Origin of the sequence: Actinomycetospora soli, from assembly GCF_021026295.1 — a bacterium.
Lineage (GTDB): Bacteria > Actinomycetota > Actinomycetes > Mycobacteriales > Pseudonocardiaceae > Actinomycetospora > Actinomycetospora soli.
In genome coordinates, this window is record NZ_JAJNDA010000029.1 from 15,829 (window position 1) to 41,003 (window position 25,175).

General features: G+C 72.6%; 29 protein-coding genes. 14 read left to right on the top strand and 15 right to left on the bottom strand.

What is annotated here, in order from left to right; genetic code table 11:
* Nucleotides 1-46: 46 nt before the first annotated feature.
* The 3 genes from LN037_RS28755 to LN037_RS28765 all read right to left on the bottom strand — a co-directional run bounded on the left by LN037_RS28755 (nucleotide 47) and on the right by LN037_RS28765 (nucleotide 3,358).
* A complete protein-coding gene (locus tag LN037_RS28755; protein ID WP_230759938.1) occupies nucleotides 47-1,429 on the bottom strand; it encodes a sensor histidine kinase in 1,383 nt (460 codons plus the stop codon).
* A complete protein-coding gene (locus LN037_RS28760) occupies nucleotides 1,426-2,112 on the bottom strand; it encodes a winged helix-turn-helix domain-containing protein (RefSeq protein WP_230759940.1) in 687 nt (228 codons plus the stop codon). Before LN037_RS28760 ends, LN037_RS28755 begins: the two co-directional genes overlap by 4 nt.
* Before the next feature lie 922 nt (nucleotides 2,113-3,034).
* Entirely contained in the window at nucleotides 3,035-3,358 is a 324-nt protein-coding gene (locus LN037_RS28765; protein WP_230759942.1) for a hypothetical protein, read from the bottom strand.
* 402 nt (nucleotides 3,359-3,760) lie between these two features.
* Between LN037_RS28765 and LN037_RS28770 the strand changes: the two genes are divergently transcribed.
* The 3 genes from LN037_RS28770 to LN037_RS28780 all read left to right on the top strand — a co-directional run bounded on the left by LN037_RS28770 (nucleotide 3,761) and on the right by LN037_RS28780 (nucleotide 5,107).
* Nucleotides 3,761-4,288, top strand: a complete 528-nt coding sequence (locus LN037_RS28770; RefSeq protein WP_230759944.1) for a DUF4232 domain-containing protein — start codon at nucleotides 3,761-3,763, stop codon at nucleotides 4,286-4,288.
* Nucleotides 4,289-4,543: 255 nt separating this feature from the next.
* A complete protein-coding gene (locus LN037_RS28775) occupies nucleotides 4,544-4,786 on the top strand; it encodes a hypothetical protein (RefSeq protein WP_230759946.1) in 243 nt (80 codons plus the stop codon).
* 102 nt (nucleotides 4,787-4,888) lie between these two features.
* On the top strand, nucleotides 4,889-5,107 hold the full coding sequence (locus LN037_RS28780) for a hypothetical protein (protein WP_230759948.1): 219 nt from the start codon (nucleotides 4,889-4,891) through the stop codon (nucleotides 5,105-5,107).
* Between the two features lie 46 nt (nucleotides 5,108-5,153).
* On the opposite strand, the gene LN037_RS28785 is transcribed toward LN037_RS28780, so the two are convergent.
* The 6 genes from LN037_RS28785 to LN037_RS28810 form a co-directional block, all read right to left on the bottom strand.
* On the bottom strand, nucleotides 5,154-5,375 hold the full coding sequence (locus tag LN037_RS28785; RefSeq protein ID WP_230759950.1) for a hypothetical protein: 222 nt from the start codon (nucleotides 5,373-5,375) through the stop codon (nucleotides 5,154-5,156).
* 524 nt (nucleotides 5,376-5,899) lie between these two features.
* Nucleotides 5,900-6,214, bottom strand: a complete 315-nt coding sequence (locus LN037_RS28790; RefSeq protein ID WP_230759952.1) for a rhodanese-like domain-containing protein — start codon at nucleotides 6,212-6,214, stop codon at nucleotides 5,900-5,902.
* A gap of 26 nt (nucleotides 6,215-6,240) precedes the next feature.
* Nucleotides 6,241-7,026, bottom strand: a complete 786-nt coding sequence (locus tag LN037_RS28795; RefSeq protein WP_230759954.1) for a sulfite exporter TauE/SafE family protein — start codon at nucleotides 7,024-7,026, stop codon at nucleotides 6,241-6,243.
* Nucleotides 7,027-7,029: 3 nt separating this feature from the next.
* Nucleotides 7,030-7,626: a rhodanese-like domain-containing protein gene (locus LN037_RS28800; RefSeq protein WP_230759955.1), complete on the bottom strand. Its 597-nt coding sequence runs from the start codon at nucleotides 7,624-7,626 to the stop codon at nucleotides 7,030-7,032.
* A gap of 161 nt (nucleotides 7,627-7,787) precedes the next feature.
* Nucleotides 7,788-9,182, bottom strand: coding sequence for a rhodanese-like domain-containing protein (locus LN037_RS28805; protein WP_230759957.1), 1,395 nt, complete (start codon nucleotides 9,180-9,182; stop codon nucleotides 7,788-7,790).
* Nucleotides 9,183-9,261: 79 nt separating this feature from the next.
* Entirely contained in the window at nucleotides 9,262-9,528 is a 267-nt protein-coding gene (locus LN037_RS28810) for a metal-sensitive transcriptional regulator (RefSeq protein WP_230759959.1), read from the bottom strand.
* A 139-nt stretch (nucleotides 9,529-9,667) separates the two neighbouring features.
* Between LN037_RS28810 and LN037_RS28815 the strand changes: the two genes are divergently transcribed.
* From LN037_RS28815 to LN037_RS33930, 3 genes are all read left to right on the top strand, one after another.
* Nucleotides 9,668-10,066 (top strand): DUF302 domain-containing protein, encoded by a 399-nt coding sequence (locus LN037_RS28815; RefSeq protein WP_230759961.1) that lies wholly within the window; start codon nucleotides 9,668-9,670, stop codon nucleotides 10,064-10,066.
* Between the two features lie 3 nt (nucleotides 10,067-10,069).
* Nucleotides 10,070-11,161, top strand: a complete 1,092-nt coding sequence (locus tag LN037_RS28820) for a zinc-binding dehydrogenase (protein WP_230759963.1) — start codon at nucleotides 10,070-10,072, stop codon at nucleotides 11,159-11,161.
* A gap of 266 nt (nucleotides 11,162-11,427) precedes the next feature.
* Complete coding sequence (locus LN037_RS33930) at nucleotides 11,428-13,509, top strand: multicopper oxidase family protein (protein ID WP_230759965.1); 2,082 nt, start codon at nucleotides 11,428-11,430, stop codon at nucleotides 13,507-13,509.
* Here the strand turns inward: LN037_RS33930 and LN037_RS28830 are convergent.
* On the bottom strand, nucleotides 13,500-14,219 hold the full coding sequence (locus tag LN037_RS28830) for a phosphatase PAP2 family protein (RefSeq protein ID WP_230759967.1): 720 nt from the start codon (nucleotides 14,217-14,219) through the stop codon (nucleotides 13,500-13,502). The genes LN037_RS33930 and LN037_RS28830 overlap by 10 nt on opposite strands.
* Nucleotides 14,220-14,242: 23 nt before the next feature.
* The gene (locus LN037_RS28835) at nucleotides 14,243-14,899 is read right to left on the bottom strand and encodes a phosphatase PAP2 family protein (protein ID WP_230760011.1); all 657 of its coding nucleotides are present in this window, start codon (nucleotides 14,897-14,899) and stop codon (nucleotides 14,243-14,245) included.
* 94 nt (nucleotides 14,900-14,993) lie between these two features.
* On the opposite strand from LN037_RS28835, the gene LN037_RS28840 reads away from it, so the two are divergent.
* Both LN037_RS28840 and LN037_RS28845 read left to right on the top strand, forming a co-directional pair.
* The gene (locus tag LN037_RS28840) at nucleotides 14,994-15,485 is read left to right on the top strand and encodes a hypothetical protein (protein WP_230759969.1); all 492 of its coding nucleotides are present in this window, start codon (nucleotides 14,994-14,996) and stop codon (nucleotides 15,483-15,485) included.
* Nucleotides 15,482-15,757: a hypothetical protein gene (locus tag LN037_RS28845; protein ID WP_230759970.1), complete on the top strand. Its 276-nt coding sequence runs from the start codon at nucleotides 15,482-15,484 to the stop codon at nucleotides 15,755-15,757. The genes LN037_RS28840 and LN037_RS28845 overlap by 4 nt, the downstream gene beginning before the upstream one ends.
* Nucleotides 15,758-15,768: 11 nt before the next feature.
* Here LN037_RS28845 and LN037_RS28850 read toward each other — a convergent pair whose 3' ends face one another.
* Nucleotides 15,769-16,944, bottom strand: a complete 1,176-nt coding sequence (locus LN037_RS28850; RefSeq protein WP_230759972.1) for an LCP family protein — start codon at nucleotides 16,942-16,944, stop codon at nucleotides 15,769-15,771.
* 194 nt (nucleotides 16,945-17,138) lie between these two features.
* On the opposite strand from LN037_RS28850, the gene LN037_RS28855 reads away from it, so the two are divergent.
* From LN037_RS28855 to LN037_RS28880, 6 genes are all read left to right on the top strand, one after another.
* Complete coding sequence (locus tag LN037_RS28855) at nucleotides 17,139-17,846, top strand: response regulator transcription factor (RefSeq protein ID WP_230759974.1); 708 nt, start codon at nucleotides 17,139-17,141, stop codon at nucleotides 17,844-17,846.
* 16 nt (nucleotides 17,847-17,862) lie between these two features.
* Nucleotides 17,863-19,284: a sensor histidine kinase gene (locus LN037_RS28860; RefSeq protein WP_230759976.1), complete on the top strand. Its 1,422-nt coding sequence runs from the start codon at nucleotides 17,863-17,865 to the stop codon at nucleotides 19,282-19,284.
* Nucleotides 19,285-19,433: 149 nt separating this feature from the next.
* A complete protein-coding gene (locus LN037_RS28865) occupies nucleotides 19,434-20,129 on the top strand; it encodes a DedA family protein (protein ID WP_230759978.1) in 696 nt (231 codons plus the stop codon).
* A 27-nt stretch (nucleotides 20,130-20,156) separates the two neighbouring features.
* On the top strand, nucleotides 20,157-20,300 hold the full coding sequence (locus LN037_RS28870) for a hypothetical protein (protein ID WP_230759980.1): 144 nt from the start codon (nucleotides 20,157-20,159) through the stop codon (nucleotides 20,298-20,300).
* On the top strand, nucleotides 20,297-20,929 hold the full coding sequence (locus tag LN037_RS28875; protein ID WP_230759982.1) for a YveK family protein: 633 nt from the start codon (nucleotides 20,297-20,299) through the stop codon (nucleotides 20,927-20,929). Before LN037_RS28870 ends, LN037_RS28875 begins: the two co-directional genes overlap by 4 nt.
* A gap of 214 nt (nucleotides 20,930-21,143) precedes the next feature.
* The gene (locus LN037_RS28880; protein WP_230759984.1) at nucleotides 21,144-21,431 is read left to right on the top strand and encodes a YciI family protein; all 288 of its coding nucleotides are present in this window, start codon (nucleotides 21,144-21,146) and stop codon (nucleotides 21,429-21,431) included.
* 12 nt (nucleotides 21,432-21,443) lie between these two features.
* Here the strand turns inward: LN037_RS28880 and LN037_RS28885 are convergent, their stop codons facing one another.
* The 3 genes from LN037_RS28885 to LN037_RS28895 form a co-directional block, all read right to left on the bottom strand.
* A complete protein-coding gene (locus LN037_RS28885) occupies nucleotides 21,444-22,205 on the bottom strand; it encodes a VIT1/CCC1 transporter family protein (RefSeq protein WP_230759987.1) in 762 nt (253 codons plus the stop codon).
* A 394-nt stretch (nucleotides 22,206-22,599) separates the two neighbouring features.
* Nucleotides 22,600-23,391, bottom strand: coding sequence for a DUF305 domain-containing protein (locus tag LN037_RS34160; protein WP_504756269.1), 792 nt, complete (start codon nucleotides 23,389-23,391; stop codon nucleotides 22,600-22,602).
* Nucleotides 23,392-23,979: 588 nt separating this feature from the next.
* Nucleotides 23,980-25,098, bottom strand: coding sequence for an epoxide hydrolase family protein (locus LN037_RS28895; protein ID WP_230759989.1), 1,119 nt, complete (start codon nucleotides 25,096-25,098; stop codon nucleotides 23,980-23,982).
* Nucleotides 25,099-25,175 lie beyond the last annotated feature (77 nt).

Below are 25,175 nucleotides of genomic sequence, written 5' to 3' on the forward strand. Positions count from 1 at the left end.
GCCGAGTTGACCTTGCGATCGCCTTGCGGCCCCGGCGGTGGGTCCCTCAGATGGTGTCCTCGGCGACCGGGAGCTCGACGACGAACCGGGCGCCGCCGCCGGGGCGGTCGGTGACCCACACGCGGCCGCCGTGTCGTCGGACGTGCCCGTTGACCAGGGCGAGGCCGAGCCCGGAGCCGGTTCCGGCGCCGCGGCGCCCCGCCGTCGAGCCGCGGGCGAAGCGCTCGAAGATCTCCGTGCGGTCCTCGCGGGCCACGCCCGGTCCGGCGTCGTCCACCTCCAACCGAACGGTGCCCGGGTCCTCCGGGGCCGGCCCGACGCCGAGTCGGACGACGCCGCCTCCGTGCCGGTCGGCGTTGGTGCAGAGGTTGGTGAGGACGGCGTCGAGGCGCCGTCGGTCGGCGACGACGTGGGTGTCGCCGGGGACGGCGTCCACGCGGTCCTCGAGGCCCTGGCGGCGCGCGACCGCGCGGGTCAGGCCGGCGAGGTCGACGCGGTCGAGGTCGCGCTCGTCGACGGGCTGGTCCATCCGTGAGATCTCGAGCAGGTCGTCGACCGTGTCGACGAAGCGGTCGAGGTCGGGCCCGAGCAGGTCGACCGCCTCCCGGGCGGCCGGCGGCAGGTCGTCGCGGCGGCGGCGCAGTACGTCGGTGGCCCCGAGCAACGTCGTCAGCGGGGAACGGAGTTCGTGGCTGACGTCCCCGGCGAAGCGGGCGTCGCGGCGGACGCGGTCGCCGAGGTCCTCGACCGTGCGGTTGAACGTCGTCGCCAGTGCGGCGAGCTCCGGGTCCGCGCGCGTCGGCAGCCGTGCGTCGAGGTCGCCCCGCGCGACGAGGGAGGCGGCGGCGGTGAGCTCGTGGAGCGGCCGCAGCGACCGCCTGGCGGTCCAGGCCCCGAGCACCGCTCCCGCCACCGTGGCGGCGGCGGTCCCGCCCGTCAGCAGCAGGGCGAGGAAGCGACGGGTGCTCTGGAGTTCCCGGACCGGGGCGAGCTCGACGAGCAGGTCGCCGGGGGTGCCGAGTCCGGCCGAGCCTGCCATCACCTCCCGCCCGTCGACCTCGATCCGCATGACGACGGGTGGGTCGCCGGGGCTGAGCGCGGTGAGCTCGAGGGGCAGCGCGTCGGGTGACACCGCCGGGCCGGAGCGGGCCCACGAGCCCGCTGATCGCAGCAGGACCGTCGTGTCGGGCTCCCCGCCCAGCCCCGCGAGCAGGTCGGGGAGCCCGCCGGGTCGGAACTGGCGGGTCCCGACGACGAGCGTGGCGTCGGCGGAGACCCGCGCCCGCACGGCGTTCTCCCGCTGGGCGGTGGCGTAGCCCGTCGTCAGGAACCAGGTGGCGGCGGAGAGCGCACCGCAGACGACCAGCGTGACCAGGCCGAACGAGACCGCGACGCGGACGCGCAGCGAGGCGGTGCGGCGGGCCGTCACGGTTGGACGCGGTAGCCGTGACCGCGGACGGTCAGGACGACGGAGGGCGAGTCCGGGTCCTGCTCGATCTTGCGCCGGAGGCGGCGGACGTGGACGTCGAGCAGGCGGGTGTCGCCGAAGTAGTCGTAGCCCCACACGCGCTGGAGCAGGTCCTCGCGGGAGACGACGCGGCCCTCGCCCTCGACGAGCTCGGTGAGCAGCCGGAACTCGGTCCGCGTCAGCGCGACCGGTTCCCCGGCCCGGGTCACGACGCCCTCCTCGGGGCGCAGCACGAGGTCGGCGACGGCGAGCTCCCGACGGGGCTGCTCGGTGGGTCGCCGGCGGCGCAGCAGGGCCCGGACCCGGGCGGCGAGCTCGCCGGGGACGACCGGCTTGGTCACGTAGTCGTCGGCCCCCGCCTCGAGCCCGGCGATGACGTCGTCGGTGTCGGACCGCGCCGTGACGATGATGATCGGCAGGTCGCCGCGCTCGCGCAGCGACCGGCACAGCGCCATCCCGTCGATGCCGGGCAGCATGAGGTCGATCAGGGCGACGTCGACGTCCTCGTCGAGCAGCGGGAGGGCCTCCTCCGCGCTGGCCGCCTCGCGGACCTCGATGCCCTCGTCGGCGAGCCCGACGGTGAGGACCCGCCGGATGCGGTCGTCGTCCTCCACGAGCAGGGCCTTCGGCCCGCCTTCCTCCATCGGTGTGCCTCCTGAGGACGATCCGACCAGCGCGGTCTGCTCCACCCGGACCTCCGGGCCGGACCCGTCAGGAGACCGCAAGGCTCGCAGGCTCACGGACGGGTGATCGGGGGCGATGATCCCTGCAGGTACCGACGACGACCAGCGGGGGCACCATCCACGGGCAGGGAACATCCGGCCGGCACGCAGGGCAGCGGACGATGTCACCGACCGAGGCCGACACCACCGAACTCGGCGTACCGACGGTGCGGCACGCCGCCGCAGGGCTGTCACTGACGACGGGGCGCCGGACACCCATGGCGACTGCTCCGAGGCACGGCGAGACGCCCGATCATCCCGAGCAGCACCCGCTCTGGCCCTGGGCGTTGGGGATCGTCTTCGCGTTCCTGGTCGGTTGGGTCATCCCGCCGCCAGGGCCGAGCAGCGTCGACGGGGCGCCCGCCGGTGCGGTGCACGAACTCCCGGCAGGTCGCTGATCCGGTCGGGAACGGCCGTCCCAGGCTCGGACGAGGGGGAGCCTGGGACGGCGTCGGCCGGGGCGGGGCGGGCGAGCGCTCCCGTCCCGGCCGCCGACGCACACGCGTTCGAGGGTCGGCGACCGGTTCTTCTGGATCGCCGGCGCCGGGACGATCGTCTACTTCGTGGCGGCCTGTTCGCGGCTGCGCCGCACCTAGGCCCACGCGCAGCGGGCGATCGCCGAGCAGGACGACCGTGACGACACGAACTCGACGTCGATCACCGGTGGTTCCTGACGGTGAGCGGCGTGCGGCGACGAGCAGGCGCACGGGCTGGTCGACGAGGCCGGCGACCAGGGGCCACCGGCGCATCGCCTCGACCGCGGTGTGCCACAGGTCCGCCCCGGGACCGATCAACCGGGTCTTTCCACAGGGGCAGGCGACCGACCGGGGTCCTGGGCCCGAATTCACGAGTCGCGGTCGGACGGGTTGCTGGCCCGGCGGCGACGCCGGACGAGCACCACCAGCTCCACCGCCATCATCGCGACGACCATGGCCACGGCGGCCCACCGGGACGACGGGATGAGGATCACCGCGGCCGCGATGACCGTGACCTGCAGACTCCGCCGCGACCGTACGAGCCGGTCGGTCCACGAGCCGGTGCGGGTGGCGTGCGTGGGCGTCCGGCCGTCGGCCACGTCGCCGAGTCGGCGGGTCATGTCGTCGAACACCGCCCGTTCGCGAGCGCTGAGGTGCCCGTCGTCCGGGCGGGGGGACGGGGGAGTCGGCACGTGATCGTCGTCCTTCGGGACAGGGTGCGGGGCCGTGCCGAGCAGACGTCCCGGCTCATCCCCGGTGACCGTAGGCGTCGACGAGGGTCCAGGTTTCGGGGCGGGACAGAACGTCAGGTGACCGCAAGACCGACGATCGCGTGGCGCCGGGGTGGGCCGGGAACGACACCGGAGATCCTGATCCGAGCCGACGACCGGGGGATGCTGACGATGCGCGAGGCGGCCCGTGGGGCCTGGTACGGGATGGGACTGGTCGCGGTGGCGGTCCTGATCGCCTGGGGGACGGGAGGACATCAGGTCCGCGGCACGACCGTGGCGGCTTCGGCGTCGTCGTCGGCCAGCACCTCACCGACCGTTGCCGTGGCGACCACCACGACGACGCCCTCGGAGGAGGTCTCGATCGTGCCGATCACGCCCGACGACGGCCCCGCCGTCAGCCTCCCGGTGTGCCGGACCTCGTCGTTGTCGGTCACCCTCGGACCGGGTGAGGGGACGACGTCGGGGACCGTGTACCGGCCCGTGAACTTCACCAACATCGGGTCGTCCCCCTGCCGGTTGCAGGGCTTCCCGGGCGTCTCCCACGTCGCCGGTGACGACGGACATCAGGTCGGACGGGCCGGTGCGTGGGTCGGGCCCCGCGGAGACCGGGTCGTCCTCGAGCCCGCGGCGTCGGCGCACTCGATCATCAGCGTGACGGACGCCGACCTGGTCGACCGGGACACGTGTCGCCCAACCGGGGTGCGCGGGATCCGGGTCTACCCACCGGGGAACCAGGCGGCGGCGTTCCTGCCCTCGCCCGGCGTCTCCTGTTCGGCCGACATCGGAACCATGCGCGTCCGGAGCGTCACGCCGGGTCGCGGCGACCTCGGCGGGACGGCCGGCGTGGTGGAGCCGCTGGACGACAGCACCGTCGACGGCGCCGATCGCTGACACCAGGGTTGCGTGCGCCTCGACGTCTCGGCCGCTCATGTGGACGGACCGTGGGCAGCGGTCCGGACACGGCAAGGAACGGCCGATGCCCACGTCACGACCGTCGCGCACCGAGGACGTCCCGGCGGACCGGTCCGCTGCCGGTCGCGACCGCTGGTCCTTCCTCCTGCGGCTCGGGGTACCGGCGTTCGGGACGTCGGTCGCGCTCACGGCACCTGTCTGCAGACCCTCCCGGCCCCCGAGTCGGGTCCGTTGGTGACGGGGCTCGTGCTCGATGGGCTGGCGGGAATCGCGGTGCCGCTGCTGGTCGAGATGGTCGACGACCGGTGGACGCAGCGGGTCGGGCACCGGTTGCGGTTCGTCCTGCTGGTGGCGTCGGTCGCGGTCGTAGGACTGCTCCTCGCAGCCCTCGACGTGTCGCCCGCGGTAATCATCGTCGGTGCCGGGCTGTACTTCCTCGCGCACTTCGCGGTGCTGACACCATACGAGGCCCTCTAGACGGATCACGTGCCTGCCGAGGCGAGCGGTCGGTCGCGTACCGCGGCGTCCGCGTGGCGGTTCGCCGGGTTGGGTGGGGCTCTCAACGGTGGGGGCTTCCTGTTGGACCTCTGGGAGCCGGCGGTGTTCCTGCTCGCTGCCGGCGTCGTCATGGTCGGCACGCTGCTCCTCGCCGGCGCGGTGTGGCCACACCGCCAGGTCTCGCAGCCCCGGTCCTCGTCGGGGGAGGGAGGGCTGCGGCCGATGTTGTCGCTGCTGCGCGAGCCAGGGCGGCGACCGCAGCGCGGTGGGGAGCCTGGCGGCGGACGGAGCGCCGGGTGACGCGCGCCGGCACAGCGCCACCCGCCCGACGTCGACCATCTGTGGGTCACGTCTGCTCGTCGGAGGGACTCGAGCCCGTTGAAACTGCCCCCGAGGGGCGGCCCGGCGACCGGGTCCGCCCAGCCTGTTTCTCCACCTCGGCCAACAGCTGGTGCAGCGAACGGAACCGCTGCGCGGGGAGACGGGCGACGGCGCCGGCCAGCCACCGGTTGTCGCTCGCTCCGTCGGCGGCGAGCACGAGCTGCCACGACGCCACGGGGAAAGTCACGCCCCGCTCCTGACACCACCGCCGCAGCGCGTCCATGCTCAACTCGGGAGCGACCCGCCGCGCGAGAGGAGGGCCGGGGCGTGGACCGTCGACCGGCCCGACGCGATACCCCGGTCGCTAGGGAGCCGTCTCCGGGGTGAAGAAGGCTGGAGCCGGTCTCGGTGACCCCGATCATCGACGAGGGTGCTCCACTCCCGTGAGCGAGCCCGTGGGTGGGCCGGTGGGCGGTGTCGACACCACTGACGATCGGATGAGCGCTTACGCCGTGGAGGCGTCCGGGTAGTTCCTGGTTGTCCGGACGTTGGGAGCCGGTCCGCGCGATGTGGCCGAGAGCCATGTCGGAGGTCTGGTTCAGCAACGCAGCCGGAGGGGCTGGTCCTCTCGATCGCCGTCCTCGGTGGTCGGGAGGACGGCTTCCGGAACAGGGCCCGCCTCGATCAGCCTTGTTGCGATCGGAATCGCCAGCGGATCGACATACGGCGTCTGCGATCGGCGAGGACCCGTTGCAGGGACAGGTTGGTGGTCTACGTCGTGCGCACCGGATGGCCCGCGTCGATCCAGGCCTTGGTTCCGCCGACGACGGAGACAGCGGGGACGCCGTGTTCGGTGAGGTATTCGACGGCGCGGGCGCTGCGGTTCCCGCTCTGGCACACGACCTGCAGCTCTCGGGCGTCGCGCAGTTCGGGGAGGTGGTCGGCGAGCTGGGGGAGGGGGACGAGTCGTGCGCCGGGGATGTGGCCGGCGGCGTATTCCTCGGGGTCGCGGACGTCGATCAGGATGGTGGCGTCGGTCTCCTGCGTGGCGGCGACGTCGTCGACGGTGATCTCCGGGACGGTCATGGCGGGTGTCCTTTCGTGGTGGGTGTTCAGGTGGTGAGGGCGGTGATGGCCTGGACGGTGACGCCGGCGGCGACGAGCAGGACGAGGACGGCGAACCCGCGGCGCAGCCCGGCGGCGGGGACGCGTCGGGCGAGGCGTCCGGCGGGGAGGGACACGAGGATCGCGGCGAGGGCGAAGACGGCGATGACGGGCCAGTTCATGGCGCCGGTGCCGCGTCCGGCGACGAGGTAGGGCGTCAGGCCGGCGATCGAGTTGACGACGATGATGACCAGTGAGGTCGCGACGGCGTTCGGGGTGCGCAGCCCGAGGGCGATGATCAGGGCGGGGACGAGCAGGAACCCGCCGCCGACGCCGAGCAGCCCGGTGAGGAATCCGACGACCAGGCCGGTGAGGATCGCGCGGGGCAGGCAGCGTCGCCAGGCGACGCCGCCGCCGGGGAGGTCGCAGACGCCGCCGGTCTCGGTCGTCGACCGCAGCATGCGGGCCGCCGCGGCGACCATGATCGCGGCGAAGACCAGCAGGAGGATCTGCGGGTCGAGGTGGTGGTTGGCGAGACCGCCGAGCAGGGCGGTGGGGATGCCGGCGGCGCCGACGATCCCGGCGATGCGCCAGTTGACCTCGCGGCGGGCGCGGGGGGCGACGGCGACCGCCGAGGCGGATCCGACGACGACGAGGGAGGCGGGGACCGCGGCGGCCAGGGGGAGCCCGAGGCCATAGACCAGGGTGGGGACGGCGAGGATGCCGCCTCCGCCGCCGACGAGGCCGAGCAGGGCGCCGATGACGGCGCCGAACAGGGCGGCGAGGGCGAGCACGGCTCACGCTGCCCGGGTGCGTCGGGCGAGCCGGTCGAGGGTGTCGCCGGGCTCGGGGTCGGTGTGGTCGCGGTTCCACGGCATCCGGGCGAGGGCGGCGCCCACGGCGCAGGTGTCGGTGAGGGCGGAGACGGCGAGTCCGGTCCCGATCCCGGCGGCGAGCAGCCGGGCCCTGGGGGTCAGGAGTCGCCCGGCGGCGAGGCCGGTGACGACGAGAGTGCCGGCGGTGAGGCGGACCTGGCGTTCGAGGGCCCAGGCGCGGCGGCCGCGGACGACGTCGCCGCCGGCCTGCTCGTAGGCGGCGACCCCGCCGTGGAGGACCTGGGCGTGCTCGAGGCCGACGGCGGCGAGGTGGCGGCGGCCCTGTTCGGCGCGGACCCCGGACTGGCAGACGAGCACGACGCGGTCGTCGTGGGCGAGGTGGTCGGCGAGCTCGCGGGTGTGCTCGCCGAGGGTGGCCAGCGGCACGTGGTAGGCGCCGCGGACGTGGACGGCGTCGAACTCGGCGGCGCTGCGGACGTCGATGACCAGCGGCGCGGCATCCGACGTGGACTGCCAGGCGAGGAGTTGAGCGGCGGACACGGTGGACGATGAGGTCACGGGTTTCTCCGGGGTCGGGGAGGCGGGGTCGGGGAGGTGGAGGGGTGGCCCGGTGCAGGCGCGCGGCCGGGCCACCCCGGGTGCGGGGTCCCGTCGGGGGGAGTCGGGACCCCTCGGTTCCAGGTGGCGCTGCTCGGTCGGCGCTGCTCGGTCGGCGGTGCTCAGGCGGCGCGGCGCTCGTCGTCGCGGACGACGGAGAGCCCGGCCTGGGCGGCGTGGGGCCAGTCGTCGTTCACGACGACGAGGTCGCGGTCGCGTCCGGGCTCGGCGGCGAGCAGGGACGCGGCGATCGAGGCGCGGTAGCCGGAGCCGCAGTAGAGCCAGACCTCGCCGTCGGGAATCTCGTCGCGGCGGGTGAGGAGCTCGTGCAGCGGGAGGTGGATCGAGCCGGCGACGCCCCCGCCGGCGCGCTCGTTCTCGGTGCGGGCGTCGACGACGACCACCTGGGCCGGGTCACGGTCGGCCAGGCCGGCGAAGTCCGAGACCCGGTAGGACGCCAGGTCGGCGCCGCCGGCGAGGTCCTCGATCGGGCCGGTCGCGGCACCGGCGAGGCGGTCGATCCCGATGCGCACGAGTTCGCGGCGGGCGTCGGCGACCTGCTCCTCGGACTCTCCGATGAGGGTGAGGTCGGCGTCGTCGGGCAGCAGCCAGCCGAGGTAGGTGACGAAGGGCTGGGCGAGCTGGAAGGACAGCGACCCGGCGAGGTGCTTCCCGGCGAAGGCGGTGCGCTCGCGCAGGTCGACCACCCACTGGCCCTCGGTGAGGCCCTTCTCCAGCCGGCCGCGGAGTTCGTCGGGGGAGAGCGGCTCGGGCAGCGACAGGTCGACGGGCGCCGGTCCGGCGGAGTTCGTGGGCGCCATCCGCGCGTAGTAGGCGGGGTAGGCGCCGAGCCCGGCGATCAGGGTGTCGACGAAGTCCTGCTCGTCGGAGGTGAGCGCGGGGTTGGTGCTGCGCTGCTCGCCGACGGTGGAGGCCTCGCCCGACGGTGGGGTGGCCGAGCAGAAGCTGCCGAACCCGTGGGTGGGGAACACGGTCGCGTCGGCGGGCAGCTCGTCGACCAGGCGACGCACCGAGTGGTACTGGGCGTGGGTCAGCTCGACGGTGTCGTCGGGGGAGACCAGGTCCGTGCGCCCGGTGGTGCCGTAGAGCATCGATCCGCCGGTGAACACCGCCTCGACCTGCCCCGCCTCGTCGGCCAGGGCGTAGGACAGGTGGTGGTGGGTGTGGCCGGGGGTGGCGATCGGGCGCAGCCGCATGCCGCCGACGGCGATGTCGTCGCCCTCGCGGGCGGGGGTGCGGTCGAAGGCGACGTCGTCGCGGGCGTCGACGAGGTAGGTCGCGTCGAGGCGGCGGGCGAGTTCGAGGCCGCCGGTGACGTAGTCGTTGTGGATGTGGGTCTCGGCGACGTGGGTGATGCGCACGCCGAGCTCGTCGGCCAGGGCGAGGACGCGGTCGATGTCGCGTTGCGGGTCGATCACGAGGGCGACCTCGCCGTCGTGGGCGAGGTAGCTGCGGTCTCCGAGGCTCGAGGTGGCGATGGTGTGGACGTCGATCATGCTGGTTCCCTACCCGGTAGGGTATCTACCGTCGAGACGGGAACCCGCCGGAGCGGGTTCGGGCTGGGTGGTGGGCCGGTCAGGCCAGGGACAGGAAGAGGCGCTCGAGCTCGGCGACGTTGACGACCTGCTCGCCCTCGTCGTTCTCGGTCATGCAGTGCTTAAGTCCGGTCGAGATGATCTTGAAGCCGGCCTTGTCGAGCGCGCGGGACGCGGCGGCGAGCTGGGTGACCACGTCCTTGCACTCGCGGCCGTCCTCGATCATGCGGATGATTCCGCTGATCTGGCCCTCGACCCGGCGCAGTCGGGCGACGACGTCGGTGAGCTGTGCGGCCTGTACCTGCATGGCGTTCTCCGTCCCGGCCGCCCGCGGTGGGTCCGTGGGCTTGCTCTCTCGCCAACCAGCGTACCCCCGGGGGTATTCCGGTAGGGTCGTGACCCCGGCCACCGCAGCGGTCCGGGTCCTGCGAGGAAGGACGACCAGCATGCAGATCGCGCACACCGTCGAGGTTGACCTCGACCACGCCGCCGCCATCGACGCCGTCACCGCCGCCCTCGGCGAGCAGGGCTTCGGGGTGCTGACCACCATCGACATCAAGGCCACCCTCGCGGCCAAGCTCGGCGAGCAGGTCGACGACTACACGATCCTCGGCGCCTGCAACCCCCGCCTTGCCCACGCCGCGCTCAGTGCCAGCCCCGAGGTCGGGCTCCTGCTGCCGTGCAACGTCACCGTCCGCCGCGCCGAAGGCCGCACCATCGTGCAGGCCGTCGACCCCGGCGCTCTCCTCGGCATGGCCGCCGGCGAGCAGGCCGACCTCGCCGACACCGCCGCCGACGCAGGCACCCGCCTGCGCGCCGCCCTCGACTCCCTGGTCGGCGGGTGACCCATGCCTGACGAGACCACCATGACCGGCGAGGCCACGATGACGGGCGTCGTCCTGACGGCGTTCGGTGGGCCGGAGGTCCTGGTCGTCCGGCACGACCTCCCGGTCCCGCATCCGGCCCGAGCGCAGGTCCGGGTCCGTGTGGTCGCCGCGGCGCTGAACAACACCGACGTGTGGACGCGGGAGGGTGCCTACGGCACCGCCGATGATCCGGACGCACGGGCGGGCTGGCTTGGGCCGATCGCCTTCCCCCGGATACAGGGCGGCGACGTGGCCGGTGTGGTCGAGGCGGTCGGTCCGGGCGTGGTCGATGGCCTCGTCGGGCGTCGTGTGCTGGTCGATCCCGCCCGCTACGCGGACTCCGGTCCAGACGCGGCGATCGTGGCGGTCATGGGCAGCGAGTACGACGGCGGGTTCGCCGAGTACGTGGTCGTGGACGTCGATCGCGTGCACGACGTCACCGACTCGCCCCTGGACGACGAGCAGCTGGCCTGTCTGCCGATCGCGTCCGGGACCGCGATGGGGATGCTGGAGCGGGGCGGGGTGCTGGCCGGGGAGACGGTCGTGGTCACCGGGGCGTCGGGTGGGGTGGGTCTGGCCGCTGTGGGACTGGCCGCAGCGCGCGGAGCCCGGGTCACCGCGGTCACCGAGCACGCCAAGGCCGCCCTGGTGGAGAGCGCAGGCGCGATGACGACCCTCGATCGCTCTGGTCCCGCCCACGACGTCGTCACCGCGGTCCACGCGACCCATCCGGACGGGGTCGACGCGGTGATCGACGTCGTGGGCGGAGACCAGCTCGCACGCCTGATCGATGTGTTGCGTCCCGGAGGGCGAGCCGTCGTCGCCGGAGCGGTGGCGGGCGCGGTCCCGGCGATCGACCTGCGCCGGCTCTACCTGCACAACCGGAAGCTGATCGGGTCGACGATGCACACTCCCGCCCATTTCGCGAAGCTGGTCGAGCACGCCCGGGCCGGCGATGTCCGGCCCCGGGTCGCGGCGCGCTTCCCCCTCTCGTCGATCGTGGAGGCGCAGGCACGGTTCCTACGCCGCGAACACGTCGGCAAGATCGTCGTCGTCCCGGACGATCGACGCTGAAGCGAGGAGGCAGTGGACTCGGTCGGACGGCCTCTGCGGTCCCCTGCAGGTTGCGAATCGCCTTGTTTGTGACTTTGGTGCGGTGTGACCATTTTCGTGAGTAGTCGCTCTCGCCGCGGGTGCATCCGCGGTCACGGTGAGGTCAGGTCGTTAAGTCATTGATAAGCGTATTCGCTCGAACGGCCCATACGGCTCGCGAATCTTCGCTGGAAGATGACGTTCCGTCGCAGAGCCTGTGGCGTTGCCGAGTTCGAGCGGAGTTCGTGGTGACCAGTTTCGACAAGCTGTCCAAGCCGACCGAATTGTTCGATCGCGCCGCCGAGATGCCCCGGCCCCGGCGTCGTCGTCTACGCCCCTCGTCGACTCCGGCCCGGATCGAACAACGTGCGACCGACGTCGTTCTGCATCCGGACCTGCCGCCGACACCGGTCTGGGCCTACGACGGGACCCTGCCTGGACCGGTGATCGAGGTGCGCAGCGACGACGAGGTGGACGTTGTCCACGACCACGACATCAATGGCCGACTGCCCTATGCCCACGTCGTCACCGTGAGCCCAGCCCTGGGTAACGGAACACCGATGAACCACACCGGCTCCGGCGATGCCAGTCCTGACCTCGACGACGTCGAGGAGGCCAAGCGGGCGGCGGCCCTGCACGCCTACACGGTTGCCCATCTGCATGGCGCGCCGAGCGAACCGGGCAGCGACGGCTGGGCGGAGAACGTCATCGGTTGCGGCGAGGAGCGTCGTGACACCTACCAGTTCACTCGCGAGACGTGGCCGATGCTCCACGCCGACGATGAAACCACGACGTCGTTCCGATCGGGGGCGGCGCCGATGTACTGGTACCACGATCACGGTATGGGGGTGACCCGCTTCAACGTGTTCGCCGGCCTCGCCGGAGCATGGCTGGTCCGCGACCCGCTAGAACACCACCTCGGTCTCCCGACCGACCCGGGCCGGGAAATCCCTCTTGTCATCTCCGACCGCAACCTCGAGACCGTCGACGGTACCGAGAACGGGGAGCTGACAGGCCGTCTTCTACACAAGGTCACCACCGACGTCCGCGAGTTCTTCGGGCCGGTCACGCTGGTCAACGGGCTGGCCTGGCCCCGCTGCTCCGTCCCTCGACGGGTCATCCGCCTGCGCGTGCTCAACGCCTGCAACGCCCGCACTCTTCGTCTCCACCTCCACACGACGACCACCGACGGCGAGGCCGGAGTGCCGCTACCGACGGCCGCCGTCCAGCAGATCGGAACGGACGGAGGACTGCTCGGCGCGGCGATCGACCTGCCGCCCGGTGGTCTGGTCCTCGCCCCGGCCGAGCGGGCGGATCTCCTCGTCGACCTCGGCCTGCTCGACCCGGAGGACACGCATGTCGTGGTGTGGAACTCGGCGCCCGCGCCGTGGAACGGCCAGAAACCGCGCGACCCGATCCAACTCCACGAGCCCTCGCCCGACGGGCTACTCCCGGTCCCTCAGGTCATGCGGTTCGAGCTGCAGAACGAGCCGGCTCGTCCCCATCTCGACGACTGCCTGATCCAGGGCATGCCCCTCGACCCCGAGTTCCGTTCTCTCCCGACCGATCACGAGCGGCTCCCGTCCGATCACGGCCACACCCTGCTCGCCATGGTCGAGGAATCGCCGGTCGTGTACGACGATCACGGCGAGCCGCGGAAGCGCGACGACCAATCAATCGTCTCCCGGACGATGCTCGTCCTCCACGAGTTGATCCCCGTCGAGGTGGCCGATCGGGATGGCATCAACATGCACGCCCAGACGATGCTGGTCGTCGATCCGAACGACGCCACTGCGGTGATGCCCGTCCCTGCGGGTCTCCAGCTCACACTGCCCGGGGATCCGACGGTCTACGTCACGTGCGGGAAACGGTTCAACGACGCCACGAGGGTGATGGCGACCCAGCACGGCTGGCACCTGTGGAAGATCCTCAACCTCAGTCCGGACACCCACCCGTTCCACGTCCACCTGACGCAGTTCCAGGCGATCTCACGCCGTCGATTGGTTCCGGCTCATGGAACGCTCGACCCCGGATCGGAGAGGCAATTCGACCTGCTCGCCTCGACCGACCCGGACGACGCGAAGGTCACACTGGACGCCAACGAGAAAGGCTGGAAGGACACCTTCCGCGTCGATCCGGGGAGGAGGGACGAGGCCACCGATGCCGTCCATTCGGCCGAGATGGTCACCATCGCCGGCAACTTCGGGGCCCATTCCGGCCGCTACATGTACCACTGTCACATCATCGAGCACGAGGACATGGAGATGATGCGACCGTTCTCGGTCCTCCCGGCGGATCTGATGGCCTTCATGGACCACCATCACCACTGATCACGGGCGAGGCCGATCGCGGGGCCCCGAACAACGCCGGAGCTTCGGACGCGCAGGACGACGGCCACGGCGATCCCGTCCGCGAGCACGGCCAGGCACCAGCCGGCGAGGACGTCGCCGGGGTAGTGCACGGCCACGACGATCCGCGATGCCGCGACGGCGACCGCGACGACCACGGCGAGGACGGTCGTCATCCGGAAGGCTGCGTGTCGACGTGGGTCGAGGAGCAGGACCAACAGCAGTGCCGCGCCGGCGGACCACAGGGCGTGGCCCGAGGGGAACGACAGACCCTGGGCGGACATCGCGTGCCAGGCCAGCGGGGGCCGGGGCCGGGCCACGATCACCTTGACACCGTTGTCGGCGACGGCGAGCAGCGCCGCGGCGACCGCTGCCGCGACCGCAGGCCACCACGACCGTGCGGCGCGCGCGATCAGCAGCCCGCCGAGCAGCATCACTGCGATCATGACGGCGGGTTGGCCGACCTCGCTGACGATCCGGGCCGCGACCACGAGCGGCTCCGGTCTCGTCGCCACCACCCACGCGTCCACGCCCGGGTCGAGGGTGGCGAGCAGCGTCCCGGAGGCCACGCCGACCCACAGCAGCGCCAGGACGATCACGGCGAGGGCCAGAGCAACGACGGAGGCGACCGGCCGGAGCCGTCCCGCGGCCGGCTGCCAGCCGATGGCCCGGGCGGGGACGGGAGCCGTCATGGTGTCCTCCCGGAAGCCGGCGGTCAGGACCTGGGTGCGGCCACAGCATGCTCGGCGACCTCAGGCTCACGGCCGTCGGCGTGCACCAGCCACCGAGCGGGTCCGCGCCCGACCGCCCCGACGAGGCGTTGCGCGGGACGGTGGCCCAGCCTCACGACCGCCATGCTGATGACGGCGCCGAAGGCGAGGCCGACGGCGACGTCGCTCGGGAAGTGCACCCCGACGTAGACCCGGGCGGCGGCCAGCAGGAGCGCGAGCACCGTGGCGACGACGGCCCAGCGGCGGTGCACCAGCCACAGGCCACCGGCGATCGCGCCTCCGATCACGGCGTGGTCGCTGGGCATCGAGAAGTCGGGACTGCAGGTCAGCAGGACCTGCACCCCCGGCAGCTCGGTGCAGGGTCGGGCCCGCGCGATCAGCCCCGACACCAGGTCCTGGCACACGAGGAGGGCGACGACGGTGCCGATCCCGATCAGGACGGTCGTGGTCACGGCGGGTACGGGGTCCGGTGTCCGGCGGGCCCGCCACCACACGACGGCCACCACGAGCACGAGCAGTGTCGGCCCGGCCCAGAGGGCGTAGGCGGCAACGAGGGGATGCAGGGCGGGCGTGGCGCGAGCGACGCGGTTGACCGCGAGGAACCAGGAGACGTCGGGGGAGACGTCGGCACGGGGGACCATCACGGAACCGAGGGTCGTCGTCGGGTGATGAGAGGACGATGTGCGCCGCGGGCTCTCATCACGGTCACATCGATCCGGCACCACGGTGGCGACCATGCCGGAACCGGACGGTCGCGGGTCGGCCCGTGCCGCGCTGCCACCGAATGCCCGCATCGTGATCGTGTCCGCCGGATTCGGCGAGCCCGGCGACGACGAGGCGGACGAGCTCGCGCGGCAGCTGCACGCCGCCGGCTGGTGGGTCGATCTGCCCCGGGTCGCCGGGGCCGCGCGGTCGCACCCACTCCGCCGACTCGCCCGTCGGCGGGAAGCCACGGGTTTCGAGCGGGCGGCCTCGCAGGTGGCGTCGCGTCTCGGGGTGGACGCGCACGCCGTCGTCGTCACCCACCCGAGGACCGCCGCGGCGCTCGGCCGGCTCCGGCTCCGCGGGGCCCTCGCCGGCCCGCTGATCGCCTGCTTCACCGAGGTTCACCGGCCCGTGGTCGGGTGCGATCTGCTCCTCACGCACCCGGCCGACGCCGCACGGACGGTCCATGCCGTGGCGACCGATCATGCTCGGCGTCGCCCCACGTCGGCGGTGGAACGGTGACGGGTGCGGTGGTCCTCTTCCTCGTGGGCGTGCTCTTCCTCGGCGTGGCGGCCCGCGGGTGCTGGGCTCGCCGGACGGGTGCCGTCCCGACGCCGGGGCGGTTGACTTCGGGGGTGGACGTCCTGGTCGGGACGGTCGCGCTCGCCGACGCGGCCTCGAGCGTCGCCGACCATCCCGCCCGCCTGCTCCTGTGGAGCGGCGGGAGCGCGGTGCTCGTCGTGGCGTGCGCGCTGCTGGTCGTGCACACGCGGCGGTCGAACCGCCACCTGTGAGGCGGAGGTCGTCACGCGATGCAGGGCACCGCACCCGCCGAGATCGGCGGCGCGGGGGGCGCGCCCGCGCCGGTGGAGGCCGCGCGATCGGCCGGAGTCGTGGTGCCGACCCGCGGGTCGCTCCGGGGCGCGACCGCGGGGTCGATGGTCTGCGCGATGGCGGAACGCACCTGGGCGGGGTCGATCGCGACCGCGGTCCCGTCCTCGGGGGTCGACAGGTCCGTCGAGCCGGTGGGGACGGTGGTGAAGGTGACGGCCCCCGCGGTGAGGCCCTGCATCTGTCGGGCGAAGGAGAGCAGGTCCCACGAGCGGTCCAGGACCACGTTGTCCTGCACCGCGGCGAGGATGTCGGCGAGGGCGCCCGGGTCGCCCAGGGTCCCGGCCGAGAGCACCTTTGCGCTCAGGGCGGCCATGAACATTTGCTGGCGGCGGATGCGGTCGAGGTCGCCGTTGGGAAGCCCGTGGCGCTGCCGGACGAAGGCGAGAGCGGAGGCGCCCTCGACGGTCTGGACCCCGGCCGGGAAGTCGGCGCCGGAGTAGTCGTCCTGCGTCGGGGAGGTGAGGCAGACCTGCACTCCGCCGACGGCGGTGCTGATGGCGGCGAAGGCGGCGAGGTCGACGGCGGCGTAGTGGGTGATGGGCAGCCCGGTGAGGTCCTGCACGGTGGCGACGGCCTCGCGTGCGCCGGCCTCGTCGGCGGCGACCGTGAGGGCCGGGCCGGAGACACCGTCGGTGGCGAGGCTCGCGCGGGCGGCGACCGAGCCGTAGGTGTACGCGGTGTTGATCTTGTGCTCGCCGAAGTCCCCGGCGAGGTGGACGTAGGAGTCGCGGGGGATCGAGAACGCGGTGGCGGCCCGGCCGCCGGCGGGGACGTGGATGACGATCATGGTGTCGGTGTTGTCCCCGCCGTCGCTGCTGCCGCCGGCGTGCAGCGCGGCGAGAGTGGCGGCGGGCAGCGGTTCGCCGTGCGCGTCGGTGCGGGAGTCGATCCCGACCAGCAGGATGTTCTGCTCCGCGGAGGGCGTCGACGGGGCGGCGTCGACGACCGAGGCCCGCTGTACTCCCTGCGCGCCTGCCCACCCCGTCCCGCAGGCGATGAGGACCGCGGCGGACAGCGTCGCGACCGCGACCCGCCGCATCGTCCGGAGGCGTCGACCCGGGACCGGCAGGACGACGGTCGGAGGCATGTCGCTCTCGGGGGAGGGCGGGAGTCGGGGGCGCAACGGGACGAGCACGGCGCGATGACCTCCGACGGCGAGCCGACCGCTCACGGACGGCGGCGCTTGTCGCACTGTCGCCGGTGGTCGATGAGAGGGCCGTGAGAAGCCTCAGGGAACCGTTCTCATCCGACGTACACGGTCGGCGCCTAGGGTCCGTGGGCGTGCGGGTGCTGGTGGTCGAGGACGAGGTGCGGATGGCGGCGCTGCTGCGCCGCGGCCTCGAGGAGGACGGGTACGCCGTCGACGTCGCCGCGACCGGCCCGGAGGCCCTCTGGCAGGGCCGCGAGGTCGACTACGACGCCGTGGTCCTCGACGTCATGCTGCCCGGCGCCGACGGCTTCGAGGTGTGCCGGGGTCTGCGAGAGGCAGGGCGGTGGTCGCCGATCCTGATGCTGACCGCCCGCGACGCCGTCGACGACCGGATCCGGGGTCTCGACGGCGGCGCGGACGACTACCTCACCAAGCCGTTCAGTTTCGGCGAGCTCGCGGCCCGGTTGCGGGCGCTCATCCGCCGCGGCGCCGCCGACCGTCCGACCGTGCTGGCCGTGGGGGACCTGCGTCTCGACCCGGCCAGCCGCCGGGCATGGCGGGCGGGCGACGAACTCGCCCTGTCCACCAAGGAGTTCGCCCTGCTCGAGCTCTTCCTGCGGCATCCCGACGAGGTGCTCTCCCGCACCATAATCCTCGAGCACGTCTGGGACTTCGCCTACGACGGCGTCTCCAACGTCATCGACCAGTACGTCTCCTACCTACGCCGCAAGATCGACCGGCCCTACGGCACCGAGATGCTGGAGACGGTGCGCGGCGCGGGCTACCGACTCCGCCCGGTCGGTCGGGCCGGGACGACCGACCGGCCCGTGGCCGGCTGAGCGGGCGGAGGACACCGTGCCGTTGCGGGTACGTCTGGCGCTCGGGGTCGTGGTCGGTACCGCGGCGCTCATCGCGGTGGTCGGGCTGGCGTTCGTCCTGCAGCTGCGGGCGAGTCTGGAGGCCACCCTCGACATCGCGCTCACCGGTCGGGCGACCATGGTCGAGCAGCAGTTCGCCGCGGGCGGGCTCGCCGGACTGCGGGTCGACCGCACCGACGCGCCGCTGCAGGTGCTGACGACCGACGGTCGGGTCCTGCTCTCGACCCCGGGCCTCGCCAGAGGTCCGGTGCTCGACGCCGCCGCGATCGGGAGGACGCTGGCCGGGCGGGTCGACGGGAGCGGTCCCTACGCCTTCACGCTGGGCGACGACGAGGACCGCACCCGCTACCTCGCGACGGTGCTCTCCGACGACGGCGGTCTGGTCCTGGTGGTGGGCACCGGCACCGAGATCGCGGACACCGCCGACGAGCACGTCGACACCGGGCTCGTGGTGGGTGGTTCGGTCGCGGTCGTCCTGGCCGGGCTCGGCGCGTGGTGGCTCTCCGGCGCCGCGCTGCGACCCGTGGAGCGGATGCGGCGGCAGAGCGCCGACCTCGCCGCGCACGACGACGGGGCCCATCTGGCCGTTCCAGGGACGCGCGACGAGATCGCGGCGCTCGCTGTCACGCTCAACGCACTGCTCGACCAGCAGCGTCACGCGCTGGCGCAGGAACGCCACGCCCTCGAGCGGCAGCGGGGCTTCGTCGCCGACGCCGGACACGAGCTGCGGACCCCGCTCGCGACCCTGCGCGCAGAGCTGGAACTGGCCGGACGTCCCGGCCGAGACCGCACGGAGCTCGCGGAAGCGGTCGCCTCGGCGGCCGTGGAGACCGACCGCCTGATCCGGCTGGCCGAGGACCTCCTCACCCTCGCCCGCGCCGACGGCGACACCCCGTTCCTCCGGCTGGGCTCCTGCGACGTCCCGGTCGTCGCTCGCGACGCCGCCCGGGCGGCTGCCGCCGTCGGTGACCAGCGCGACGTCGACATCGTGGTCGAGGCACCTCCGAGACTCGTGGCCGCCGTGGACCCCGACCGGTTGCGACAGGCCCTGGACAACCTGCTGGCCAACGCGGTGCGCCATTCGCCCGATCACGCCGTGATCGTGCTCGCGATCCGTACCAGGGGGGATCTCGCCGTCGTGAGCGTGGCCGACGACGGTCCCGGTTTCCCGGCCGAGTTCCTCCCGCACGCCTTCGAGCGGTTCCGTCGCGCCGACGGCGCCCGCGCTCGTGCCGATGGCGGGTCCGGGCTCGGGCTGGCGATCGTCGACACCATCGCCCGCGCCCACGACGGGACAGCTCGGGCGACCAACCGACCGGGCGGAGGCGCCCTCGTCCTGATCGAATTGCCCCTCGGCGTCTCGACCCCCGCCTCGCCGACCGTCCTGACGCCGGGCTGACGGCGCTCGCAGCGGAGGTGGACACGGCGACGCCGCGGCGCGCGAATGACGGGCCCTCGGGGCGACGGGCCTGAGGCTGCGTGCAATGCGCGGGCGGTCGCGCACGGCGTACATGCCGTTCACATCCGCCCGCACCTAGCGTGCGGTCGGTGGCCCCTTCCTCCGCCGGCTCGTCCCTCGTCGCGCTCGGCCCGTCTTGGCTCGACCCGCAGACGCTCATCGCCGACCTGGGGCCCTGGGCCCTGCTGGGCGTGGCACTCGTCCTCTTCGCGGAGTGCGGGCTGCTGATCGGGTTCTTCCTGCCGGGTGACTCGCTGCTGTTCATCTCCGGGCTTGCGGCCACCACGGGACTGATCGGGACCCCGCTGTGGGTGGTCTGCGTGGTGCTCGTGGTCGCGGCGTTCGCCGGCAACGTCGTGGGCTACGGGATCGGCTACAAGGCCGGACCCGCGATCTTCGACAAGCCGAATTCGAAGCTGTTCAAGCGGGAGAACGTCGAGCGCACGCAGAAGTTCTTCGACAAGTACGGCAACCGGGCCATCGTGCTCGGCCGCTTCGTGCCGATCGTGCGGACCTTCATCACGGTCATGGCGGGCGTCGGGCGGATGGACGCCAAGCGGTTCTTCACCTTCTCCGCGATCGGCGCCGTGCTCTGGGCCGCCGGGGTGACGCTGCTCGGGGCGGCGCTGGGCCAGTTCGAGTTCGTCAAGAACAACATCGAGCTGATGCTCATCCTCGTCGTCGTGATCTCCCTGGTCCCGATCGCCATCGAGGTGATCCAGGCCCGCCGCGAGAAGAAGCAGGGCCTGCATCCGGAGGGACGTCCTCCGCTCTCATCGGCCTGACACGGTCCGGGGCGCACGCTCGCCGTCATGACCACGCTGTGGCAGTTGCTCTCCGAGGGGCGCCGACCGGACATCCCCGGGCGACGATTCCGCCTCCTCCTGGACCGGTCCATGATCGCGGTCGGATGGTTGGCGGAGGGGCGGTCCGAGCCCGCCGCGGCCGCGTCGTGATCGGGGCCCTGCTGCGTCGCCGATGGCGCGCGTTGGTCGTCGGCGCCCTGCTCGGGGCCGGTGTGGGTCTCCTGGTCGCGGACGTCGCCGCTGCGTCAGGTGATCTGTCGACCTCCCAGGTCCTGCTCTCCGCCGGGATCGAGGCCACCCGGGGTTCGGCGGCGTCGGCGAGTACGAACCAGTACGTCAACCAGCGGATGGCCACCGACGCCGAGCTCGTGACCAGCGACGTGGTTCTCTTCCCGGCGGCCCGGGAGCTCGGCATGACCGTCGAAGCACTGTCGTCGCAGGTCAGGGCTTCGGCTCCCGACGACGCCTCGACCATCACGATCGAGGTACGCGGCTCGAGCCCCGAGAGCGCCCGGCGTGCGGCGGAGGCCGTCACCACCTCCGCCGTCCGGGTCCTGCCCGTCCTCGAGACCCCCGATGCGGGCCAGGCCGCCCGGTCGTCCACCCAGGTCGTTCGACAGCCGTCCCTGCCACCCGGCCGGCCGTCCTTGCTGCTTGCGACGGTCACCGGGGCCCTCGGCGGGCTCGTCCTCGCCGCACTGGGCGCGGCCGTTCTGGCCTCCGGCCCGGTACGCCGGACCGTGGCGAGGGTTCGTGCGTGGACGACCGCGCAGCCGTGACCCGCGGGTCCGGGTGTCCTCGCAGGTGGGGCGGCGAGGAAGCGAACCGACGGGACGTCCTGGTCCGCGAGGAGCAGGAAGGATGGACCCGCATCGGACAACTCGTGAGCCGTGGCCCCCGGTATCGCGGGGGGTTCGCTTCACGGGACGATCCCCGGTCACGACCGACGAGAGCACACCCACCGGTGAGAGCGCCCCGAGGGCGACGACGTTTGTGCTCCGGCTCCTGGGTCCGCGTCCGGACTTCGCGCAGACCCTGACAGTCGAGGTACGCGAGGTGATGGGCCGGCACGCGGCGCACTGCCGGCCCTACATCGACTCCGGGCAGATGGTGGTCTTCGGGCCCGTGCTCGACGATTCCGGGTCCTACGGTCTCGGAGTGGTCGAGACCGACGACGAGGAGGCCCTCCGCGCCTTCGCGGCCGCGGACCCGGTCGTCACCACCGGGACGGCCCAGCTCCTGGTCGGGACGATGCTCGCCGGGATCGTGCGACCCCGATAGACACGTCGGGGATCACCCGACGGCGGTGCCCAGGGCCAGCCCGATGCCGTAGGTGACCGCGAGGCCCAGACCGCCGCCGATGACCACGCGCAGCATCGCCTTGAGCGGAGCGGCGCCCCCCAGGCGGGCACCCGCCCACCCTGCGATCCCGAGAGCGACCAGCACCGCGACGACGCAGACCGGCACCCGCCACGACGCGGGCGGGAGCAGGATCGCCAGCAGCGGCAGCACCCCGCCGAGGGTGAACGCGATCGCCGAGGTGACCGCCGCCTGGGTCGGGCTGGTGAGGTCGTCGGGGTCGATCTTCAACTCCGCCTCGACGTGCGCCGCGAAGGCATCGTGCTCGGTGAGCTCGCGGGCCACCTGCATCGCGGTCTCCGGCGCCAGCCCCTTCGCCTGGTAGATCGCGGCGAGTTCCTCGAGTTCCTCCTCGGGGTCCTCGGCGAGTTCCCGGCGTTCCTTGGCCAGCAGGGACTTCTCGGCGTCGCGCTGGCTCGACACCGACACGTACTCCCCGAGCGCCATCGACACCGCACCGGCGACCAGGCCGGCGACACCCGCCGTCAGGATCGGACCGCTCTCGATCGTCGCGCCGGCGACGCCGACGACGATGCCCGCGACCGACACGATCCCGTCGTTCGCGCCGAGCACCCCGGCGCGGAGCCGGTTGAGCCGGTTCTCGTTCTGCTCGACGTGCGGCTCGTCGTCGTGGGTCGGCAGGACGTCCTCGGGGAGGTCGACCTCGGTCGGCCCGGCGACCTTCTCGTCACTCATGGAAAAAGGAGAACAAGAGGCGGAGGTCATCGCCATGCGGGGTCGGTGCGCCCCGGGACGTACGGGTTAGCCGAGGCATTCCTCCGATGTTCGCCCACCCGGTCCGAGAAGGGCGCGATGAACCGGAATGCAGCGCGAGCGAGCCGTGAAACGGAATGCCGGATGCGTCGGGACCGGTGCCGCGCTGAAGAAAGGCAATCCTCAGCCAGGGAAAGGCGAGACCGAGGTCACGCCCGGCGCACGGTCATTCGCCCGCTTCCGGCGGACCGGCGCAGGGGAGAGCGGTGGGGCTGAACTCGCCGCAGGGTGGCAGCGATGAAGGTTCGCCAGGACCAGGACCAGGAGCCCACCAAGACGGCCGTTGATCACCAACAGCTGGCGGGGGACCGGCGGGTCACCCCAGCTGGGTCGCCAGGTACCGGAGCTGTGGGATTTCCCCGGCGGGTGCGGTCGAGATGGCGGTTGCGAGGTCTCGCGCCGGGGCGTAGGTGCTGCCCTGCAGCTCGACAGCGCTCATCTGGGCAGCCCCGGTCTCGGAGCTCGCCGAGGAGAGCAGCGCGTCGCGGTCGAACGCGGTCCCGGTCTCGCCGTGCAGCCGGGCCAGCGTCGCGTCGTCGATGTACCCGGACGCCATGGTCGCGTCGCTGGGTGACTCCGTCAGGTGCAGCGTGGTCACCCAGCTCTGGAGCCGGTCTCGTTCGGGGGTCTGCTCGGTGACGATCCGCTGCCCGAACTCTCGGACCCGCGGGTCCGACCCCTGCGCCGCCATCAGCGCGCCGACCTGCAGCGCCCGTTCGTGGTGCGGGAGCATGTGCAGCACGAACGCGGAGTCGACGGGAGTCGCAGCCGCCGGAGGCGCCGTCGTCGACGTTGTGCCCGTACCGGACGGTGCACCTGATGCGCCACAGGCGGCGAGCGCCGCCAGGGCAGGGGCGAGCAGTCCGATGGCGAGCCGACGACGGGCACGTACGGATCTCATCGAGGTCGTTCTCCTCACGTGGATGACCGCATGCCTTCGCGGCCCGACCCGTCCACGTTCACCCCGCGGGGCGACCACTTTGGCGTGACGGCGCCCCAGGAATCGTCGGGGATCGGCTGCCCGGTCGGCCAGGCCCGCGGCAGGGACCGGGCGGACGGCCCAGCGAGCCAGTCCTGAGATTCCCGTAGCTCGGAGACCGACCATCATGGCCGCAGGCCGGAGGGAAGTGTCCGATGGCAGCGCCGAAGAAGTACCCGACGAGCTGCGGGACCGCGTGGTACGTCCACGTTCCTTGGCTCGACGAGGAGCCGGGCGCGAAGGCCAGCGACGCGGCGCCCCGCGACGGGGACGACAGAGGACGGCGGAGCATCGCACGTGGCGATGGGTCGGAAGCCGTGGCGCGCCGCGTGCTCGGAGCCGCGGCGCTGGTGGTGGGAATCCTGCTGGCCGGACCCGCGACCCTCCTCGTTCCGAGGGATCTCCTCCTCGGCGTCCTGACCGGTGGAGTCGCGTCGAGCCAGCTGGCCGTGGTCGCTCGTCGGGCCCCAGCCGGTCCGCCCGCAGCCCTACACGAGGCGGCGTGAGCGGCAACCACCCCCATGGCAGCAGTATGCGCCTCGCCAACTCTCGGTTATGTCAGACCAAGCCCCTGAGCAGCGCCGATGTACATCCGATAACTTAGATTGTGTCAGCGTGTGTGATTATGAGTGCCAATTTCTGGGTTGCGGCCGCAGTTCCTTACTGCGTTGGAAGATGTCCGCACTCGGCCTACGGGCGTGTTCCACGTCTTGCCCGTTATCGGACGAGGCGAAAGAAGCCGCGGATCTGTTCGACGAGCGACTGAGGTTGTTCGAGGGCGGCGAAGTGCCCGCCGTGGGGCATCTCGGCGTACCAGCGCAGGTCGGTGAAGCGTTGTTCGGCTTCACGGCGCGACGGACGGACGATGTCGCGGGGGTAGACCGAGAGCCCGGACGGGGCGGTGATCTGCACGCGGGAGTCGGCGAAGCTCTCCCAGTACAGGCGCGCCGAGGAGGCCGCGGAGGCGGTGAACCAGTACACCGAGATCTCGTCGAGGATGCTCTGGCGGGACACGGCGGTCTCGTGGTCGCCGTCGTGGTCGGTCCAGGCCCGGTACTTCTCGGCGAGCCACGCAGCTTGGCCGGCGGGGGAGTCGGTGAGGCCGTAGCCGAGGGTCTGCGGTCGGGTCATCTGGATCCCGGAGTAGCCGCGTCCGGTGCGGGCGAACTCCTCGGCGGCGTCGTGGGCGGCCTGTTCGGTGGGGGTGGGGTCGGCGAAGCCGCCGAGCGGGACCCTCCCCATGTTCAGGTGCACCCCGGCGACCCGCTCGGGCGCGACCTGGCCGAGGGTGGCGGTCACCTCCGAGCCCCAGTCGCCGCCCTGCGCGCCGTACCGGTCGTAGCCCAGCGACACCATGAGCGTGTCCCAGGCGCGGGCGATGCGGGGGACGCCCCAGCCCGTCGTTGTGGGCTTGTCGCTCCAGCCGTAGCCGGGCAGGGAGGGAGCGACGACGTGGAAGGCGTCGGTGGGGTCGCCGCCGTGGGCGCGGGGGTCGGTGAGCGGGCCGAGGACGTGGAGGAACTCGAGCACCGAGCCGGGCCAGCCGTGGGTGAGCACCAGCGGGAACGCGTCCGGCTCCGGGGACCGGACGTGCAGGAAGTGGATCCCGAGTCCGTCGACGGTGTCGCGGTACTGGGGGAAGGCGTTGACGCGGTCGGCGAACCCGAAGTCGTAGTCCTCGGCCCAGCTGCGGCACAGCTCGCGGGCGTAGGACAGTGGGACGCCCTGTGACCAGTCGTCGACGGTCTCCGGTTCGGGCCACCGGGTGCGCCGGAGCCGTTCGCGCAGGTCGGTGATCTCGGCGTCGGTGATCCTGACGACGAACGGCTCGGCCATCGATGGACGTCCTTCCGAGAGTGCACGGCGGTCGATCAGGCCGACTACGGGCCCTGTCGGTCGATGCAAACCTGTGG